Annotated in this window: 19 protein-coding genes; 14 read left to right on the plus strand and 5 right to left on the minus strand. The window is 71.2% G+C overall.

Annotated features, from left to right (window positions below; genetic code table 11):
* The coding region (locus AN233_RS11640) for a cytochrome ubiquinol oxidase subunit I (protein ID WP_058366953.1) at window positions 1-189 on the minus strand (189 nt) is incomplete at its 3' end.
* Window positions 190-384: 195 nt separating this feature from the next.
* Here AN233_RS11640 and AN233_RS11645 point away from each other — a divergent pair.
* The 6 genes from AN233_RS11645 (at window position 385) to AN233_RS11670 (ending at window position 9,307) form a co-directional block, all read left to right on the plus strand.
* Entirely contained in the window at window positions 385-615 is a 231-nt protein-coding gene (locus AN233_RS11645; protein WP_058366954.1) for a zinc ribbon domain-containing protein, read from the plus strand.
* A 210-nt stretch (window positions 616-825) separates the two neighbouring features.
* Window positions 826-1,758 (plus strand): AAA family ATPase, encoded by a 933-nt coding sequence (locus AN233_RS11650; protein ID WP_058366955.1) that lies wholly within the window; start codon window positions 826-828, stop codon window positions 1,756-1,758.
* Between the two features lie 7 nt (window positions 1,759-1,765).
* Window positions 1,766-3,676 carry a vWA domain-containing protein gene (locus tag AN233_RS11655; protein WP_058366956.1) on the plus strand — a complete coding sequence of 637 codons (1,911 nt, stop codon included), beginning with the start codon at window positions 1,766-1,768 and terminating at the stop codon, window positions 3,674-3,676.
* Between the two features lie 3 nt (window positions 3,677-3,679).
* Complete coding sequence (locus AN233_RS11660) at window positions 3,680-7,951, plus strand: hypothetical protein (protein ID WP_058366957.1); 4,272 nt, start codon at window positions 3,680-3,682, stop codon at window positions 7,949-7,951.
* 113 nt (window positions 7,952-8,064) lie between these two features.
* Window positions 8,065-8,727, plus strand: coding sequence for a metallophosphoesterase family protein (locus tag AN233_RS11665; protein ID WP_058366958.1), 663 nt, complete (start codon window positions 8,065-8,067; stop codon window positions 8,725-8,727).
* Window positions 8,728-8,734: 7 nt separating this feature from the next.
* On the plus strand, window positions 8,735-9,307 hold the full coding sequence (locus AN233_RS11670) for a hypothetical protein (protein ID WP_058366959.1): 573 nt from the start codon (window positions 8,735-8,737) through the stop codon (window positions 9,305-9,307).
* A 48-nt stretch (window positions 9,308-9,355) separates the two neighbouring features.
* On the opposite strand, the gene AN233_RS11675 is transcribed toward AN233_RS11670, so the two are convergent.
* Window positions 9,356-10,621, minus strand: coding sequence for a tyrosine-type recombinase/integrase (locus tag AN233_RS11675; RefSeq protein WP_125920026.1), 1,266 nt, complete (start codon window positions 10,619-10,621; stop codon window positions 9,356-9,358).
* A 312-nt stretch (window positions 10,622-10,933) separates the two neighbouring features.
* Entirely contained in the window at window positions 10,934-11,506 is a 573-nt protein-coding gene (locus tag AN233_RS11680; protein WP_058366961.1) for a hypothetical protein, read from the minus strand.
* A 132-nt stretch (window positions 11,507-11,638) separates the two neighbouring features.
* Here AN233_RS11680 and AN233_RS11685 point away from each other — a divergent pair, with 132 nt between their 5' ends.
* From AN233_RS11685 to AN233_RS11710, 7 genes are all read left to right on the plus strand, one after another.
* Complete coding sequence (locus tag AN233_RS11685) at window positions 11,639-12,070, plus strand: hypothetical protein (RefSeq protein WP_058366962.1); 432 nt, start codon at window positions 11,639-11,641, stop codon at window positions 12,068-12,070.
* A 230-nt stretch (window positions 12,071-12,300) separates the two neighbouring features.
* Window positions 12,301-12,576, plus strand: a complete 276-nt coding sequence (locus AN233_RS11690; protein ID WP_058366963.1) for a hypothetical protein — start codon at window positions 12,301-12,303, stop codon at window positions 12,574-12,576.
* A gap of 61 nt (window positions 12,577-12,637) precedes the next feature.
* Entirely contained in the window at window positions 12,638-12,856 is a 219-nt protein-coding gene (locus AN233_RS11695) for a glycine zipper domain-containing protein (RefSeq protein ID WP_058366964.1), read from the plus strand.
* A gap of 194 nt (window positions 12,857-13,050) precedes the next feature.
* Window positions 13,051-13,407, plus strand: coding sequence for an ArsR/SmtB family transcription factor (locus AN233_RS11700; RefSeq protein WP_058366965.1), 357 nt, complete (start codon window positions 13,051-13,053; stop codon window positions 13,405-13,407).
* Window positions 13,408-13,478: 71 nt separating this feature from the next.
* Complete coding sequence (locus AN233_RS16900; protein WP_125920027.1) at window positions 13,479-13,709, plus strand: hypothetical protein; 231 nt, start codon at window positions 13,479-13,481, stop codon at window positions 13,707-13,709.
* Complete coding sequence (arsN2, locus tag AN233_RS11705) at window positions 13,706-14,155, plus strand: arsenic resistance N-acetyltransferase ArsN2 (protein WP_058366966.1); 450 nt, start codon at window positions 13,706-13,708, stop codon at window positions 14,153-14,155. Before AN233_RS16900 ends, arsN2 begins: the two co-directional genes overlap by 4 nt.
* Before the next feature lie 60 nt (window positions 14,156-14,215).
* Entirely contained in the window at window positions 14,216-15,709 is a 1,494-nt protein-coding gene (locus tag AN233_RS11710) for a hypothetical protein (RefSeq protein ID WP_058366967.1), read from the plus strand.
* A gap of 48 nt (window positions 15,710-15,757) precedes the next feature.
* Here the strand turns inward: AN233_RS11710 and AN233_RS11715 are convergent, their stop codons facing one another.
* On the minus strand, window positions 15,758-17,245 hold the full coding sequence (locus tag AN233_RS11715; protein WP_080508455.1) for a carboxypeptidase M32: 1,488 nt from the start codon (window positions 17,243-17,245) through the stop codon (window positions 15,758-15,760).
* A 131-nt stretch (window positions 17,246-17,376) separates the two neighbouring features.
* Here AN233_RS11715 and AN233_RS11720 point away from each other — a divergent pair, with 131 nt between their 5' ends.
* Window positions 17,377-18,000 carry a DUF7504 family protein gene (locus tag AN233_RS11720; protein ID WP_058366969.1) on the plus strand — a complete coding sequence of 208 codons (624 nt, stop codon included), beginning with the start codon at window positions 17,377-17,379 and terminating at the stop codon, window positions 17,998-18,000.
* 44 nt (window positions 18,001-18,044) lie between these two features.
* On the opposite strand, the gene AN233_RS11725 is transcribed toward AN233_RS11720, so the two are convergent.
* Window positions 18,045-19,169 (minus strand): AI-2E family transporter, encoded by a 1,125-nt coding sequence (locus AN233_RS11725; protein ID WP_058366970.1) that lies wholly within the window; start codon window positions 19,167-19,169, stop codon window positions 18,045-18,047.
* Window positions 19,170-19,195 lie beyond the last annotated feature (26 nt).

The raw sequence follows: 19,195 nt of genomic DNA on the forward strand, positions 1-19,195 counted from the left end.
CTCCTCGCCCGTGCGGACCTCCTTGTACGTGAAGTAGACGATGTAGGGCGCGAGCCCGACCGACAGCGCCGCGAACACGATGTGGACGGAGATCGACCACGCGAACTGCACCCGGCTGGCGAGGGCCGGGTCGACGACCGCCGCGACGCTTCCGAGGACCGGGGCGAGCGCGGAGGCGACGGCGCTCACGCCCGCCTCCGCACCCGATCCGGGCCGGGTCTCGGCCGTGCGGCGATTCGTGTGCGTACGCTCATGCTTATGAGGGGGTTACTCGTCGTGGACCGTAGTGATTGGGGCGGTTCTCGGCGCGTGGGATCGGGGGGAATGGTTGGCCGTGAGGCCGGAAGCATATCCTTGAAGCCCCGGGAGGAAGAACCCGCGACCATGAGCGATTCCTGTGCACACTGCGGTGACCCCCTCCCGGACGGCGCGACCGCGTGCCCGGCGTGTGGCAACGACCCACGGCGGCGTGCGCGGATCGTCGGAGTCGCCGCGCTGCTCGTGGGGATTCCGGTCTTCTTCGTGATGCCGCCGGTCGCGGTCATCCTCTGGGTCGTCGGTCCGTTCGCGCTCGTCGGGTCGTGGTTCCTCTCCGCGGCGACTCACGACTTCTGACCGCTGTCCGGCCGCGCCGGGACGGTGCTGGACGGTTCTGTATGGAGCGGGACGGTGCTGGACGGAGCGGGACGGTGCTGGACGGAGCGGGACGGTGCTGGAGTCGAGGGTGGAGAAAGTATATATATTTGACTGGAAAAGCGGAAGCCGAATGGGTGTGATCGCGTCGGCAGTCCCGGACGCAGGGAAGCGGCGGACGGGCGGCAACTGATGACCCGGAGCGACGCGGCGGTCGGTCCCGACCCGACGCCGGTCGGCGAGCCGACGGACGAGCGGTTCGGCGAACTCCCGGTGCTGGCCGACGTGGGCCACGACCGGGTTCCCGACGTGGGACCGGACGAGTACTACCACCGCGACGCGGCCGGCGGTCGGACCGACGTGGAGGTGGTCACGCGGGCGCTGGCGCTGGGCATGAACGTCCTGTTGAAGGGGCCGCCGGGCGTCGGCAAGAGCTACCTCGCGAAGTACGTCTGCTCGCGGACAAACCGGCCGCTGTACCGGGTGACGCTCTCGGAGACGACGTTCCGCGAGGACCTCCTCGGCAACCTCCAGCTCGTGAGCGCCGACGGCGGCGAGACGGTGACCCGCTGGGTCGACGGGCCCCTGACGCGGGCGGCCCGCGAGGGGGGCGTGCTCCTCCTCGACGAGATAAACGCCGCGGACGCGAACACCGTCGCGGCGCTGAACGCGGTGATGGAGGCGCCCGAGACCCGCACGCTGACCGTCCCGCAGACCGGCGAGACCGTCGCCCCTCACGAGCAGTTCCGCGTGGTCGCGACCGCCAACCCGGGCTATCAGGGGACCTACGAGCTGAACCAGGCGTTCGAGGACCGGTTCAGACACGTCAAGCTCGAGTACCTGCCGACCGCGGTCGAGGTGGATCTGGTGTTCCAGCGCACCGGCCTCGACCGGTCACGCGAGGACGCGGTCGAGCGCCTCGTCTCGTTCGCCGGCCGGCTCCGCGAGGCGTACGTCGACGGCGAGCTGTCGACGCCGGTCACGACGCGGGAGGTCGTCCGGATCGCCCGCTTCATGGAGGACGACTTCATGTCCCTCCGGGACGCCGCCCGAAGCGAACTGGTCGCCCGCGTCGACGAGTACGACGAGACGCTCGTCCGCACGCTGGTCGACAAGCGGCTCTGATCCGGCGATGCGCCTCACGCCCGAAACGCCGTCGTCCGACCTGGCCGCGCTCGCGACGGCCGAGCGCACGTCCGACCGCCGGCGCCGCGAGCTCGAACGGCTCGCGGGGATCTGCTCGCCCCGACGCGTCGACGTGTCCGTCCGGCTCGACCCGCAGGTCGCTGCCGCCCGCCCGGGAGAGGCGGCGGGGAGCTACGAGATCCGCATCCCGACGACGCGGTACGAACAGGTCGGCGACGCGCTTCCGGACCCCGTCTGGGACCGCCGGATGCAGATCGCGCTCCTGTTCCACGAGCTCGGCCACGTCCACTATTCGGACTTCGAGCGCTTCGGCGACCGACTGGACGAGGTCGACGAGCGCTGGCGGGAGCTGTTCCGGGCCGTCTACAACGCCGCGGAGGACGCCGTCGTCGAGACGCAGATGGCGGCCGAGTTCAACGTCCGCGCGGACCTGCTGGCGCTGAACGCGGCGCTCGCCGCTCGGGCCGACGACAGACACGCCCGGTTCGTGCGGCTGTTCGCGGACGGCGAGACGAGCGACTCGCACGATCCGGTCCGGTCGTACACCCTCTTCGAGGCGGTGACCGTCGGGCTGCTCGACCGCGGGTTCGGTGACAGCGGGCGATACGCCGCGCTCCGGGACCCGGACGACCCCTCGCGCGTCGTCCGTAACGGGCGCGACGACGTGTTGGCGACGCTCGCCCCGGTTCTCGACGATTACTGCGCGGACATGCTCTCGGAGCCGAACGCCACCCGCCGAGTCGACAGGGCCGACGAGTGCTTCCGCGAGGTGCGTGACGCCCTCGCCTCGTTTCCCCCGCTCCAGCGGACCCGGATCCAGACCGCAGCCGTGCGCCCGCGGGACGCACGAGCAGCGGCGCGGTGGCCCGCCCGCAACGCGGACCGCCTGCCGGACGGGGAGACCGCCGCGCGTCGCGTCGCGAGAACGGGCGAGACCGGTTCCGAAGCCGGCGGGAGCGGTGCCACTTCGGGGCCCGTCCCCGGCGAGGTGACGACCGGCGCGATAGAGCGGCTGGTGCGCCGGCGGTCCGCGACGTCCGGCCGGGGGGCCCGGCGGTCGGGATCCCCCCTGCGGCGGGAGGCGGAGCGGCTGCTGTCGGTGGTCCGCGACCCGGACGCGTCGGTCGACGAGGTGGTCGTCGTCGACCCGGCGGCGGACGGCGGCGACCGTGAGCGCTGGGCGGCCGCGACGGCCGAGGGGCGCGGGCTCGCAGCGGACCTGCGCACGCAGCTCCGACGCGAGCGTCGCCCGCGGACCGATTCGGGCCACCGGGTCGGTCGACTCGATTCGGGGCGGCTCGTCGACGCCTACCGAGGGCAGTCGCGCGTGTTCTCGAAGCGGCTCCCCGGCCGGCAGAAGGACTACTCCTGCCTCTTGCTGCTCGACCGGTCGGGGTCGATGCGGGGGGAACCGGGCCGGGAGCGAGCGAGGGGGGAGGGGCCGATGCGGACCGCGGAGAACGCGGTCGCACAGCTCGCCGCGGCGCTGTACGACGTCGGCGTGGACATCTCGGTGCTCTCCGTCTGGCGCGGGAAGCCGTGTCTGGAACTGCCGTTCGGGGGCGATCCCGGCGACCACGTCGACCGCCTGCTGACCGGTCGCGCCGACGGCGGCACGCCGCTCGCGGCGCTCCTGACGCTCGCCCGTCATCGGATCGCGTACGGCGCGGGGGCGGTCCCGTTCGTGGTCGTGGTGACCGACGGACGGCCGGACGACGAGGACGCGTACGCCGACGCCCTCGAGCGGTGTTCGTTCCCGGTGTACGGCGTCTACCTCTCCGGGGAGCGGGACGGCGACCCCGCGTTCTTCGACCGGCTGGTCCACGCGTCGCCCGACGACCTCGGCCGGACGCTCCGCCGGCTCGCCCGGTCGTTCTTCGCTCACGGGGGCGGGTGACCCGTGGCGTTTGCCACCCTTCAGCGGCTTCGAGACGATCTCGCGGCGGGGCGGATCGACCCGAACGACGCTGTGGCCGCCGCCCACGAGTACGTGTCGTCGCCGGTCCGGGTGGTCCGCGAGGAGGCGATCGAGCTTCTCGCGACGGCGGCCGAGTGCGACCCGACGTGCGGGGACGCGGTCGCGAACGCGGTCGCGGAGCGGCTGCGAACCGGACGAGGCGTCTCGTCGACGGAGCTTCGCGGGGTGTGGGCGGCCGGCCGTGCGGCGCCTGCGTCGATGGAGCCGGTCGTCCTCGCGCTCGGGCGCCGGCTGGCGAACGTCGACCGACTCCGGGTCGAGACGCGACACGTCCGACCGAACGACGACGGGAGCGACGGATTTCGAAACACTGCCGGCCGTGCCCTCGCGGTGTCCGTCATCGGCGCCGTCGGCGGGCGGGCGCCCGGTGCCTCGAAGGCCGCGATCCCGGCGCTCGTCGCCGACTGTGACGCGTCCGCCGAGAGCTCGGTCGCGAGCGAGTCGATGTGGGCGCTCGTCGCGACGGCGACGGCGGAGCCGGCCGTGCTCCGACCGTTCGTCGCGGGGCGGGTCTGGGCGCTCGACGAGACGGACCCGCAACTCGTCGCGACGGCCCTCGACGAACTCGGTCACGTCGGCGCTTCCCTCCCGGACCACGTGCCGGCGGTCGACCGCATCCGGGCGTGTCTCGACCACGACGCACCGCGCGTTCGAGAAGCGGCCGTGCGCGCCCTCGGCAGGCTTGGCGGCGTCCCTCGCTACCACGGGGAGCCGCTCGGGAGAGCGCTCGCCACCGGGACCGACGCGCTGGTCGACCCGGTCACCCGTCGGCTTCGCGACGGGCATCCCGAAGTGCGGTCCGCGGCCGCCGGTGCGACGGAGTGCCTCGCTCGCGCCACGCCGGAGGCGGTGGCCGACCATCACCGGCGACTCGACGCGGTCACGAACGCGGACGACTGGCTCACCCGGACCAACGCCGCACGAGCGACGGTGACGGTCGTCGAGCGGACCGGCCGGGTCGACGATGCCGCAGTCGACCGGTTGCGCGCGCTCCTCGCGGACGCCGATCCCGACGTGCGGCGCGCGGCGCGCCGGGGACTCTGTGCCGCCCTCGGTGCCTCCCGAGATGCGGGGAACGCGGGCGCCGAGGACCGACGGATCGCCGAGCTACTGGTCGTCGAGCGGTTCTACGACGCGGGATACGCGTCGGAGCGCTCGACCGACGATGCGCCGGACGCGGTCGCGCACGCGTTCGACGTGCTCGGGACCGACTGGGTCGCGCCTCTCGCGGACGCCTGCCGCGCTCACGACGACTGGACCGTCCGACTGCGGGCGGTCGAGATCGCCGTCGCAGCCGCGGAACGCGAATCCGACGACCCCGCGCCCCTCGCGAGGACGCTCGAAGCGTTCCTCGCGGACGGAGACAGGGACGTACGCGAGCGCGCCCTGGAGGGCCTGGTTGCGGTCGCGGACGGGAATCCCGGTCTCAGTTCGCGGATCGCCCGCTCGGTCGCCGCGCACGCGACCGAGGGGCCGGGCGACCTCGACGCGAGCCTCCCGGCGCTGGCGGGGCTGTCCGACGGGGCGCCGATGGTCGTCGAGGCGGCCCTCTCGCTCGTCTGCCGTCGACGCCCGGACGAGGAGGCGGCGGACGCGGAGAACGCAGTCGGCGACGAGTCCACTTCGGACGACGACGGTGGCGGAATGCAGGACATCGTTCGCGACGCCCTCGACGAGCACGAAAGCGACGGCGTCGACGGTGCGCTCGCGACGGTCGCCGACGAGGCCCCCGGAGCTCTGACGACGATCACCGGCGATCTGGTCGAGCGAACGGGACAGGTGAGAACCGCCGGGACCGCAAGGGCGCTGTTCGCCGCTGTCGCCGAGTGGACCGAGTCGCCGCCGAACTTCGCGAGCGGCGACGTGCTCGACCGCGTCCGCGTGGAGTCCCTTCTGAACCTCCTGGAAGACCCGGCGACGCCGACTGAGGTACAGGCGTGGACGGCGGGAACCGTCGCGGTCGCCGGCGCGGTCGGGAGCGCTGACGACCGCGCGACGGCGTTCGCCCGTGAACGTCTCCACTCGCTGATCGAACGGGACGGGACGACCGCCGCGACCGCGGTCGTGACGCAGGTCGCCGCGGCTTCTCCCGCCGATACGGCCCCGTTCGTGCCGGCACTTCTCGACGAGCCGGATCCCGACGCTATCCCCGAGTACGCTCGGCTTATCGCGGCCAGCGACGAGTTCGTTCTCCCGGTGACGAGAGCGCTGACTCGGCTGCCGCGAGAGCTCGACGAGGTGCCGACCTCGGGGCTGTTCGAGCCGCTTTCGGCGACCGACTGGTGGCCGCAAATCGCCCCCGTCCTGCGCGCCTCGTTCCCGCTCGCGACCGGCGTCGTCGCGTCCGCCACCGGGCCGAATCCTCACGACAGCCGTACCGACCACGAGGCGGTGCCGCCGTGGGACCTTCATCCGGTTCCGGGCGCGCGGGCGGTCGAAAGCGACCGAACCGGCGGGGTGGCGGACGACCCTGCCGCTGGCGACGAGCTCGACGCCGACGACGAGCCCGACCGCGACAAGCCCGCTGACGACGACGAGCCGGACCTCGCCGCGCTCGTCGGGGTCGGGCTGGCGGCCGCCCGGACAGCGACCGAACCGGATGCGGGGAGTGTCCGCGACAACCGCGACGACCGCGGCACTGCGTGGCGTCGCGTCGTCCGAGCCGGGCTCGCGGCGGACGACCCGGCAGTGCGGCGGACCGCCGTTCGCGCCGCCGACCGCGTGTTTGCGGCGACTGCGCCCGACTTGGATACCGGCGCGGCGCTGGTCGAAGCCGTCGACGACGCCGAGCCGACCGTTCGCGCGGCGGCGGTTCGGGTCGCCTGCCGGTGGGGAGGGTCCGGAACCGTGGACGAGGACGTGCTGGTGGACCGCGTCTCGGCACTGCTCGCGGGGAGCCGACTCGAGCGACGCCCCGCCTGCGACGGGGCAGCCGACCTGCTGGGACGCGGCGCCGTGTCCGGGGAGCGGCTCCTCGCTGAGGTACGCGGCCAAGCGACGGCGGCCGAGCGCGGCGTCCGACGGCGGGCCGTCGCGGCGCTCGGCCGCGCGGCCGCAGCGGGGGCGCTTCCCGACTCGGTGAGACCGGCGGTTCTCGACCGCCTCTCCGACGCCGCCGTCCGGGGGACGCTCGCGGTCGGGGTCGACGCCGGCGGCGACCGGGACGACAGCAGGCCGGCACACGCTGCGGGCGTACTCGCCGAGACGCTCGTCGAGACGGAGCGAGAGCGGAGCGCACACGCCGTCGGGAGGCGTCTCCACCGCCTCTCGACCACCGCGCCGACGCCGACCCGGACCGGCGCGGCCGAGGCGCTTCGGGCGGCGATCGACGGGACGGAACGCGGCGACGAGGGAACGCTGATGCTGGGGTACGAGGCGGCCGCGTACTGGTTCTGTCGCGTCGCCGCGCAGCTGGCCGCGGCGGACCGGTCGGCGATCGGGGCCTTCACGACCGTCGTGGAGGGGACGCTGGACCGGACCGCTGAGACCGGACCGGACGCGCCCGGGTCGGGAGAACTCGGCCGGGCGCCGGCCGTCGACGGGACCGCGCTTCGCCGGGCGGCGCTTTCCGCGGCCGGCTACGGGGCGCTCGAGGCGTTCTCCGACGGGATGGCGTCCGCGCTGGCAGACACGGGCGACGGGGAGTCACCCCTCCCCGACTCCGCCGCGACCGCGGCGTTCCTGCGGCGCGCGGACCCGGACCCGAGGTCCGCGGGCGTCGACGCGCTCGCCGACGCGGATGGCGGCGCGTATCCGGCGACCGTGGTTCGGTCGCTCGCGGCGGCCGCAGACGATGGAGAGCGACGCGGGGCAGGGCTGACCGCGCTCGCGGAGCTGGCACCGTCCGTGACGGAGCCGGAAGCGACGAGAGACGCCCTCGCGGCTGCGACGAGCGCGTTCGCGGACGGCTCTCCGACGGTTCGACGACGTGGCGTCGCGCTCATCGCCGCGTTGGGGGAGCGCGACCGGATCCCGGCGGACGAGGCGGTCGCACACCTCCTCGGGGTCGTGCGCGATGCCGACGTGCGCGTCCGGCGCGACGCCGCGGACGCGATCGCGACGATCGTCGGGGAGACGTACCTCGGGCGACCGGCGGTCGAACGGATCGCCGACCGTCTCGCGGCCGACCTGACGACCGACGCCGCGAACGGCGGGATCCTTCTCGCGCACGCGCTCGCCGTGACCGAGGAGTGAAGCGGACCGATCAAGAACTCTCCCGACGGCGAACGCGAAGGGGTGCCGGACGAGGGTGTCTCTCGTTCGCACACGACGCGAGGGCTTTTGGTCCGAGAGACGAAGCGAGGACCATGCCGATCGGCCTGATCTCGGACATTCACGCGAACCTTCCGGCACTGGAGGCGGTCTTGGCCGACATGCCGCCGGTGGACACCGTGGTCTGTGCCGGCGACGTGGTGGGGTACAACCCCTGGCCCGCCGAGTGCGTCGAGCGCGTCCGCGAGGTCTGTGACGCCGTGGTGCAGGGCAACCACGACAGGAACGTGGAGACGCCGCACCGCTACCGGGCCAACCGGATGGCCGAAGCGGGACTGGAGCTGGCGAAGGCGGAGCTGTCCGCGACACAGCGGGAGTGGCTCTCGGACCTGCCACGGACGGCGACGCTCGCCGAGGAGTTCCTCCTCGTCCACGACCATCCGGAACATCAGGACAAGTACGTCTACCCGGGCGAGTTCCCGACCCTCAGGCGCTACCTCGACGACCGCGCCGGCGTCGTGATCGGACACACCCACGTCCAGCACGAGGCGACGGTCGACAACCGCCTGATCGTCAACCCGGGCAGCGTCGGGCAGCCCCGCGACGGCACCGCCGGCGCCGCCTACGCCGTCCTCCATCCAGAGGACCGGTCGGTGGACCTCCACCGCACCGACTACGACGTGGACGGCGTCGTCAGCCGCATCGAGGGAAGCGATCTGCCCGACGGGACCGGCACCAGACTGCTCGACGGCCGATGACCCATTTATGACCCGATACGTCATCTCCGACCACCACTTCGGTCACGCGAACATCATCGAGTACTGCGACCGCCCGTTCAGCAGCGTCGGCCAGATGGACGGCGAGCTGTTGAACCGGCACTACGAGACGGTCGAGGACGACGCGCTCCTCGTCCACCTCGGCGACGTGGCGATGGACATGCGGGACGGCGCGGAGACGATCGACTACTTCCAGCGGCTGGGCGGCGACCTGCTCGTCCGCGGGAACCACGACATCGGGCTCGACGCCGAGGCGGCGCCGTTCCCGGTGTTGGAGTCGTGCACGCTGGAACAGGGCGACTACCGGTTCCACTGCACGCACCGGCCCGCGGACGTGCCGGACGACTGGGACGGCTGGGTCATCCACGGCCACATCCACAACAACGACACGGACGCCTACCCGTTCGTGAACTACGACGCCCGGCGGGTGAACGTCAGCAGCGACGTGCTGGAGTTCCGACCCCTCTCGCTCGACGCGCTCACGGAGCTGCTCGACGCCTGCCCGCCCGGAACCCACCTCGAGACGGTCGCGGACGCGCGCGAACTCCTCGACGGGGGGTGAGGCGACCGCCGTCCGGTCCGGAGCGTCGCTCGGATCCGGACGCCGTGGCTACCCCCCGTCGTCGTCCGCGTCGAACGCCTCCGCGAGCGTCGCGCGCATGTGCTCGCGGCGCATCGCCAGCGCCTGCTCGTCGTCGATGTAGTTCTCCAGGACGACCTCCGCCGAGGAACTCCCCTGCTCGGCGCCGACGACGGACGCCTGTTCGAGCGCCGCCCGCGACGCACGGAGGTATGCGTTGTACCAGAATCGCCGGCAGGCGTGCGGCGTCGGACGCTCGCCGTCGAGCGTCACGCCCGCGCGCTCCGCGAGCCGATCGAAGCGGTTGTTCACGGTCCCGGGCGCGATGTGACCCGACGCGGACGCCCCGGAGGGGAACAGGTAGCCGTTCCACTCCCGGTCGCCGCCCTCGCCGTCCTCGAGCGCGGCGACGCGGTCGGCGTACGCCTCGGTCCCGAACAGCACCTGCACCGTTCCCGGCCCGTTCTTGCGCTCCGCGAACGTCAGCCGGGGCGGGTCGGGGTCGGGGTCCATCGCCGAGGCGTGCAGCGACGCCACCTCGCTCCGCCGGAGCCCCCACGCGCCCAGCGCGACGACCATGAATCGCTCCGCGTCGGACTCCGCGGCGCGGTGGAGTCGCCGGACCTGCGCCGCCGAGAGGGCCGGCTTCGTCCCGGACTCGTCGGCGCGTTCGGCGCGCCACCCCTTCGAGAACTCGTTGCGGACGTTGACCATGGGGTTGAACGCCGCGAGCATCCGGTTCTGGAGCCAGAGGTACCAGTCGTTCGCGTCTGTGAGGTGCGCGAACTTCGAGTCGGCGCTCTCCAACTCGCGGGAGAGCTCGTCGAAGACCGCGATGGCGCGGTCGATCTCGGCGGGCTGGTTCTCGATCGATCCGGCGCGCTCGACCAGCCGCGCGTCCCCGTGGAGGCGCTCGTACTCGCGGGCGTAGCGCGCGAGCCGCGACCGTCGCGACCGGATCGTCGCGTCCGCGAGGTTGTGCCGCCGCGACCGCGAGTCGAGGTACTGCTCGAGTCGGTCGACGGTCTCCGCGTCTCCGATCCTCCAGTCGTAGCCGTCCGACTCCGGTGGGTCGACGCCGACGCAGTCGGTGAGGAACTCCGAGAGCGTGAGCCCGTGCTGCTCGCGGAGCGCGTACGCGATGCCCGAGTAGCCGCGGTCGGCGAGCCACTCGTAGGTGGGCCGGTCCGCGGTCGGGTCCATCCCCTCGCTGACCATCGCGTCCCCGATCTCCCGCTCGTAGAACGCCACCAGCTCCTCGAGCGATTTCCGGCTCCACGCGTAGGCGTCAGCCACCGCGATCACCCCGGGGAAGCGCCCGCGCGCCGCGGTCGCCGCGATCTGAGTCGACCGAATTCACGGGTGCTGCGTCACGTACCAGATAAATAATTGTTCTGCTTGTTGCTTTGTCCTGTGGAGACAACGTAGATAAGCAACGAGCCGACCGTGAACGCCACAAACCGCATAAATGATATAGCGCGATACAGAATTTTTGGTGGCAGTGATGATGGCACCCCCAGGCGTTCACCGAAGTCACCGCGGACGCTCGTTCCGATCGCAAGCGGGCGGGAGCGATCCAGGTGGCGCGAAGCGTCGTTCTCCGGGCCGTCAGTCGGGCGCGTAGGCGTCGGCGACGCGCTCACCGAGCTCCGCGGGCGTCTCCCACGTCTCCGCGCGGTCGACGCGCTCCATCGAGCGGAGGTAGTGCGCGAACATCGCGTCGTACGCGTCGCGCTGCTCCGCCTCGGTCGGGTAGGTCCGGTAGAACACCCGCGTCCGGTCGCGATAGATGGGCTGGTCGAGGTAACCAGCTTCCCACGCGTGTCCGCCGCGGGAGTGCTCGTAGACTCCAACGACGTGGTCCGCGTAGCTGACCAGCAGCTTGAACTTCGACGTGAAGAACTCCGAGACGTCCAGGATCTCGTCCATCAGGAACGCGTCGACCTCGCCGCCGGCGGTCGAGGCCGCGGCGTCGCTCGCGAGCCGGTCGCGAACGGCCTCCAGTCGCGGCCGCTCCGCCTCCCCGTAGGAGCCGAGCACGAGGTAGGACGTGGCGTCGACGAACCGGCCGAGGTCCTCGTGCATCGCCGTCTGGATCGCCTCGACCCGTTCGGGCGTGAGCCGCTCGCCGGGCTGGTCGCCCAACTCGTTGACGACCGCACGCGTCGCGTCGTCGCCCATGCGTTCACCCACTCGCCACCGTCACCTAACGGTACGCAAACGGGAGCGAAAGTGGAACGTGCAGCCACGGGAGGTATTGATTCGGTTTTCACCGAAATGGTTAACCGACCGGAACGTCAACGGCGACTCGTGATGTCCCGTCCCGACGCCGCCCCGCTCGCGCCGGGCGAGAGCACGGTCGGGCTCGACCCGATCAGGGCGCTGGCCGCCCTCGACGACACGACCCGTGCGAACGTCATCGGAACGATCGTCGGTCACCCGAAAGGCGCGCCCTCGAAGAAGGAACTGGAGTACTACAACCCGAGCGTCGCGGCGTCGACGCTCACGGACCACCTCGCTCGGCTGGAGGAGGCGGGTCTGATCGAGGCCGTCGAGCGGGACCGCGAGGGGCTCGAACGGGGACAACCGTACCGGTTCTTCCGACTCACCGACGCCGCCCGCGAGCTGTTCGACCGGAACGGCCTCTTCGACTCCGACGCGTACCGAGCGCTGTTCGCGGAGGTCGAGAAAACGGCCGAGATCGAGGCCGCGGAGAGCGTCGAGCGCCCGAGCGGCCGAACCTGAGACCCGCCTCGAGGCGGACGCTCTGCCGGACGGAGAACTCGACGTCCGGGGTGTTTCGGAGGGTAACCGACGCAAAGCCGCCGAGAGAGATCGGTCCGGGTTCAGAACGAATCGACAGAAGGCACGCAGCAGTTCTGTCCTCCGGGGTCGCAAAGCCGCACCGCTCCGCCAGCCACGGCGACCGCGGCCCCGTCCGGCAGCCATTTCCGTCAACCCGCCGAGGGCCCGTCATGGCCGACGACGGCGTCCGCGTCTGGTTGGTCGAGCGGACCTACTCCGACGACGAGCAGAACCTCATCATCCTCACCTACGCCACGCCGGAGGGCGACCGCTACTACCGGAAGGAGCGCGCGCTCACCTCCTTCTCCGACGTGCGCGACACGACCGCGGCCGTGGAGGTGGACGAGACGGACCTCGGAGCGGTCGACGACCCCGGCCTGCAGGAGCAGTACGCGGCCGAAGCGCGGCGAATGCGCGAGGTCCACGACCCGGACGACGTGATCTGAAACGGCATTCGCGGTCCTGCCGAGGGATGGATTTATCATCCTGTCGCCCGATAAACGACATATGGGATCCAAGTTGGAACTCGCACTCGGACGTGCTCGGCACGCAGCCATCGGCGCCGCGGTCGGCGCGTTCGTCGGCGGACTGATCAACAAAAACTTCGCGAGCAGCGGCGGCGCGGTCGGCGGCCTCATCGGCGCGGCCATCGGCGAGAAGCGCGTCTCGGCGGACTCGTTCATCAAATCGGTGAAAGAGCGGAAGGCGGACGCGACCGAGGAGTAGCGGACGGCGACTGACGCCTCTTTTGGACACCGCTAGCGACCCCTCCACGTAGCGCGCGGCGAGTCGGTCACAGCGACGGCCACCGATCGTGAACCCCGAGAGCTCGGACTCGGCGACGCCGCGGACCGAGAGATCCACGCTCGCGGTCGGCGGTGGTTTTATATTAGTGTATTCTAATATTAGCATGTACTAAGATGACTGCACAGAGCACGGACGAGGCGTGTTGTACCGACACCCACCGATCGGACGTCTGCTGTGCTGACGGCCATTTCCTGTCCGAGGAAGCGGTCGCGACCGACGTGGAGACGCTCTCCGCGCTCGGCAACGAGACCCGCTACGAGGCGCTCCGACTCATCGCGGCGGCGGAGGACGGGATCTGCGTCTGTGACCTGGAGCCCGAACTCGGCGTGAGTCAGAGCGCGGTCAGTCAGGCCTTATCGCGGCTGTTCGGTAGCGGACTCGTGGAGCGACGAAAGGAGGGGCGCTGGCGGTACTACACCGCGACGCCCCGGGCGGAGGCGCTGCTCCGCGTCCTCGACGAAACCAGATAACGATGCGTAGACCACCACGCACACCCGACGATCGTCTAGTTCCCGATCGCCCGTCGCTCCGGAGCGTCGCGGTGAGCTATGTCGCGGTCGCGGCGGTTCCGATACTACTGTGGGCGGTCGCGAACCCCCAGACGGCGCTGTTCGTGGCCGCGGCGCTCGCGACCGCAGTGGGGACGCTCCGCGTCGCCTTGCCGCGCGTCCGTCGCCTTGCCGATTGCGCCCGCGAGTGCTGCTGTGCGACGGTCGGTGTCGGCGAACGCGTGCGCGTTACGGTCAGTCTCACCCGCCCCGACGGCGCATGACGGGACCGTCGGTGTCGCTTCGACGGGCCGGTCCGGACGGCATCGGTCGCATCGAACGCCTGCTGCGCGCGAACGATCTCCCCGACCACGACGTGCGAGAGAAAGCCGACCGGTTCTTCCTCTGTGTCGACGACTCGGAAGAACTCGTCGGCGTCGGCGGCGTCGAGACGTTCGGACCGGACGGGCTCCTCCGATCCGTCGTCGTCCCGCAGGGAAAGCGCGGCCGAGGATACGGGTCGGCGCTGTGTGACGCGCTGGAAGCGCACGCGCGGCAGGAGGGAGTTCGGACGCTCTACCTGCTCACCACGACGGCCGCGCCGTTCTTCCGCGACCGAGGATACGCGGAGATCGACCGGGAGGTGGTTCCCGCACGCGTTCGCGCGAACGAGGAGTTCACCGACTTCTGTTCAGTCTCCGCGACCTGTCTGCGAAAGGGACTCACGTAGGACGCGCGGCTCGGGCAGCGCGGCCATAGATTTTTGCACGATCAGCCGTCCGTATTACGCATGCCGCCCTCCATTCGCTTCGACCCGCCCAGCGTTCCGACCGCAGCTCTCGCCGCCGCGTTCGTCGCCGCCCTGTTCGTGTGCGCGGCCGCGGTCGGGGGCGCGGCGGGCGTCGACTCCGGAAACGGCGTCCTCTTCGATCAGGACCAGTACCGCCTCGCGGACGGCGACGTGACGGAGATCGGGGTTCAGACCCCCACCGACAGCGACCGCCGCAACGTCACGATCCACCCCGTCGTCGACGGCGACGCCGCCGAGGAGCCGGTCGCGACGCTCCGCCTCCGCGCGGCGAGAGAGGGAGAGGACGCGCGGTTCCGGATCGACACCTACGAGAACGGCACGGACGCGTTCGTCGGCGTCGGCGCGACCGAGGTCGACGCGACCATCCACGGGAACGCCTCGCTCGACGCGGGCACCTACGAACTGCACACGCCCGGGTCGTGGCCCGCGCGACTGACGATCGGCGAGCCGCGGGTCGAGGACGTCTCCGTCTACCGCGCGCCGGCCGCGTGGGCCGACGGACCGAGCGCCGTCGGGGACGGCGCGCTCGACGAGTTCGCGACCGCGCGTGAGAACGGAACGCTCGTAGCCCAGTCCGCGACGGCCGAGGAGCGCATCGCCGACGCCGAGGGCCCGTGGGTGGCCTACGACGAGGCGCTCGTGGTCGTCGTCGAGGCGGACGGGCTGGACGCGACGGCCCGATACGGCGAGGGCGAGACGGTCCGCGAGCGTCTCGGCGCCCGGCTCGGCAGGACCGGCAGCGTGGACGGCGACGGCGCCAACCGCTCCGCGGCGCTGCGGATCGATCAGGACCCCGTCTCGATCGGTCCCTCGCTCCCGGTGAACCACGTCACGCCGTTCGACGCGAACGCGACCGGCCGCGTGCTCGCGAGCCCCGCGAACGGGACGTACGTGGTCGCCGTCGACCTCTCGGACCCGGCCGCGTTCGGCGACCACGAAGATGACCTCCTGCGCGACAGCACGAGCCTCTACAACGTCCGACTCGGCCTCGGCTGCGAGGAGGCGGAGCAGTGGGACGCCTGCGCGGGCGCGGGCAACGCGACGTACCACGCGGGCCCGGGTACGGCGTCGAACGTGACCGTCGAGCGCGCCGCCGACGGCGAGGAGGTGTTCGTCCGCGGAGACACCACGCTCCCGCCGTGGGAAACCGTCACCGTCGCCGCGGGGGACGCGACCGCCGAGGCCGACGTGGCGCTCCCGCCCTCGGGCGTCGCCGGCTTCTCGGTCTCGATCACGCCCGACGCGGACGCGGAGGAGGTTGTCGTCAGCCACGACGGCGAGCGGCTGGCGAGCCAGCGCCTGGAGGCGGACGGAGAGACGACGGCGGTGACGGACGACGCACGCGCGACGACCACGACGCCAGCGGGGACGGAGCCGGGAACCTCCGGCGACGACGCGCCCGGGTTCGGCGTCGGCGTCGCGGTCGCGGCGGTTCTCGTCACGGCCGGGGTCGCGATCGCACGGAAGCCGTGAACCGAGAGCCGGCAGGGGAGCGGAGCGGCCCGGTCGGATACTCGGTACCTACAGGTCGTACAGCGCCTCGAACTTCTCCTCCACGTAGTCGACGAAGTAGTCGGCCGTGAGCGGCTCGCCGGTCGCGCGCTCGATCAGCTCGTCGCTGGGGTAGCGGCGGCCGTGCCGGTGGACGTTCTCGGTCATCCACTCGCGCAGGGGCGCGAATTCGCCGCGGCGGATCTTCCCGTCAACGTCGTCGAGGTCCTCGCGCATCGCGGCGTCGAGTTGCGCGGCGAGGACGCTGCCGATCGTGTATCCCTGGAACGCCGCGAAGCGGCTCGACCAGTGGATGTCCTGCAGACAGCCGGCCGCGTCCGTCTCGGGGACGACGCCGAGGTATTCGTCCATCCGGTCGTTCCAGACCGCGGGGATGTCGGCGGCGTCGATCTCCCCGCGGACGAACTCGCGGCCGGTCTCGAACCGGAGGATGATGTGCATGTGGTAGGTGAGTTCGTCCGCCTCGACGCGGATGGTGTTGTCCGGATAGATGCGGTTGACGGCCTCGTAGGCCTCCTGCGGCGTGGCGTCGCCGAGGTGCGGGAAGACCTCTTTCACCTCCGGCAGGTAGCCCTCCCAGAACGCCTTCGTGCGGCCGACGTGGTTCTCCCAGAAGCGCGACTGCGACTCGTGGACGCCGGAGCCGAGCGCCATCCCGAGCGGCGAACCGAACTCCTCCTGCGGGAGCCCGAGGTTGTACTGCCCGTGACCGTACTCGTGGAGCGTCGCCATGAACCCCTTGACGGGGTCCTCCTTGAACCGGGTCGTCACCCGGCAGTCGAACTGGTTCCCGGAGGTGAACGGGTGCGGCGAGAGGTCGAGCCGGCCGCGGTCCTCGGGATAGCCGACCGCGTCGAGAACGCGCTCCGAGAGCTCCATCTGGTCGTCCTCGGGGTACTCCCCTTCGGCGAAGGGGTTCGCCAGCTCGCGGCCCTCGGTCTCGATGCGCTCGATGAGGGGGATGAGCGCCTCGCGGAGGTCCGCGAACACCGACTCGACGGTGTCGAGGTCGATGTACGGCAGCGAGTCCTCGTGCATCACCGTGTACGGCGCCGCGTCGGGGTCGACGTGGCCGGCGCGCTCGACGTGGAGCTCCCGGAGCTCCTCCAGCGTGGGCGCGAAGGCGTCGAAGTCGTCGTTCGCCTTCGCGGCCTGCCACGTCTCCTGCGCGTCGGACTGCGCGGTCGTCAGGCGCTCCACGAGGTCGCGGGGGACCTCGGCGGCGCGCTCGTACTCGCGGCGGATCTCGCGGACGACCGCGGCCTCCTCGTCCGAGAGGTCCGCCGCCGCGAGGTCGTCGAGGAGCGTCCCGACGCGCTCGTCCGTCAGTCGCTCGTGGTGCGCGGACGAGAGCGCCGAGAGCTGTTTCGACCGGGCCGGAGTCCCGCCGCTCGGCATCTTCGTCTGTTGGTCCCAGTAGAGCACGCCGCGGGCGCTCTCGAGCGCGGCGGCGCCGGCGTATCGGTCCCGAAGTTCCTCGTAGGCAGGCGACGACATGCCCATATCCCGTCACCCGGAGCGCTTCAATCCCCGGGTGCCGGAAGATCGGACGTGAGCGGGCGTCTGACGGGCGTCAGACCCGTTGTAAGGTTTAAGAAACTGGAAACGTCTGGGTACAGTGACGACCGATGTCCCGAGACAGTCAGACGCGGACCGAAGCGCCGCCGACCCCCTCGAACGTGCTTCTCACCGCGTCCAGAGAGGGAGACCACGAGTCCGCCGCCTGCAGCCGCCTGCTGGGAGCGTCACGGGACCGGCCGCGGCACGTGCTCGGCGTGACGTACGGGACCGCACCCTCTCGCTGGCACGCGCAAGTCGTCGGCGAGACGGCCGGGAGCGTGGCCGACAGCGCCGTCATAAGCGTCGGCGACCTCACGCGCGCCGCCGCGAGCGGAAGCGATCCCGACGCCGGCCCGCCCGGCGTCCCGTCCGTTCGAACGATCGGCGAACCGACCGACCTCGTCGGACTCGGGCTGGAGCTGGAGGACCAGTTGACCGCCTGGGAGGGGTCCGACGCGGAGGCCGTCGTCTGTCTGGACTCCGTCACCGACCTGCTCGCGCACGTCGACGCGGAGTCGGCGCGCCGGTTCCTGAACCGGCTGACCGAGGTCGTGGCGGCGAGCGGCGCACGCGCGCACTACCACTTCGATCCCGCAAATCACGACGACCGGACGGTTGCGGCCGTCCGGTCGGTGTTCGAGACGGAACTCGACCTGCGCGAGGACGGTGTGGGCGGTCCGGACGGAGTCTGACCGTCGGCGCCGATCCGACCGTTCTGACCGAGGGCGGCCGCCGATCAGTCGGCCGACTGGTCCCCCGGCATGAACTCGTCCAGTTGGCGCTGTGCGTCGTCGAGTCGCTCGATGGCCGGCTGCTCGCCAAGCAGTCGCAACAGCGCAGTCTGCGCGAACGTGATCGCGAGCACCAGCAGGATCGGGGCGAGGAACAGCCCGTAGAACCCGAACACGACCGGACCGAGGATGTACGCTAACATCAGCAGGCCGACGTGTGTCGTCTCGCCGCTGAGGTACGGGCGCAGGACCAGGTCGGGGATGGTGTCGACGACGACGACCGCGACAACGAGGAAGCCGACGACGTAGGCCAGAAGCTCCGTGTTGCCCTCGAGGAGGGTGGGCGCGGCGGTCGCGGCCGCCAGCGGCACGTAGACCACCTTCATTCCGACGACGGGGATCAGGCTGGCGACGCCGGTCAACACGCCGGCGAGGACCGGATACGGAACCTGCACCGTCTCCGGCACCAGCACGTTGTACCCCATGTAGGAGGCGACCGCGATGAGCGCGATGGCGATGACGTTGAGCAGGTTGCCGAACAACACCGCCTCCAGTTCGTGGTCGGCAGCTTCGAGGTACTCCCGCACGACGGCGTCGTCGTCGAACTTCAGCAGCCACGACCGGATCCGACCCCCGTCGACGAGCAGGTAGTAGGTGATGACGACGATCACGAGCAAGTTGAGGAAGAACCCCGTCACCAGCTCCGTCAACAGGGTCGCGTTCTCCGCGAGAAACTGGATCACCTGATCGAACCGCCCCGCCTGATACGCCTGCACGATCCCCTCGAACGTCGGTTCAGGGAGCTCACCCACGTTCTCGATCCACGCCACGCTCGCCCCGGAGGTCGCGATGAGCGAGTACTGGTCGATGAACCGCCGCAGCTCCAGGACCATCAGCACGACCGTGTAGGTCAACACCAGAAGCAGCGGCACCGACACGAGCGACAGCGTCAACATCGCACGCACTCGGGTCGGCAACCGAAGCCGGCCCAGTTTTCGGTGGAACCGCCGCGTCGAGTAGTAGAGGAACGTGGCGACCGTCAGCGCGGCCACGAACCGGAAGGCCATGTAGCCGACGGCGAGGCCGACAGCCATGCCGAAGAGGGTAACCACGAATCGCTTCTCGTCCATAGTCGGTCGACCGCTCGGTGACTCAT

The organism is Haloparvum sedimenti (assembly GCF_001462205.1).
In the GTDB taxonomy this organism is placed as follows: domain Archaea; phylum Halobacteriota; class Halobacteria; order Halobacteriales; family Haloferacaceae; genus Haloparvum; species Haloparvum sedimenti.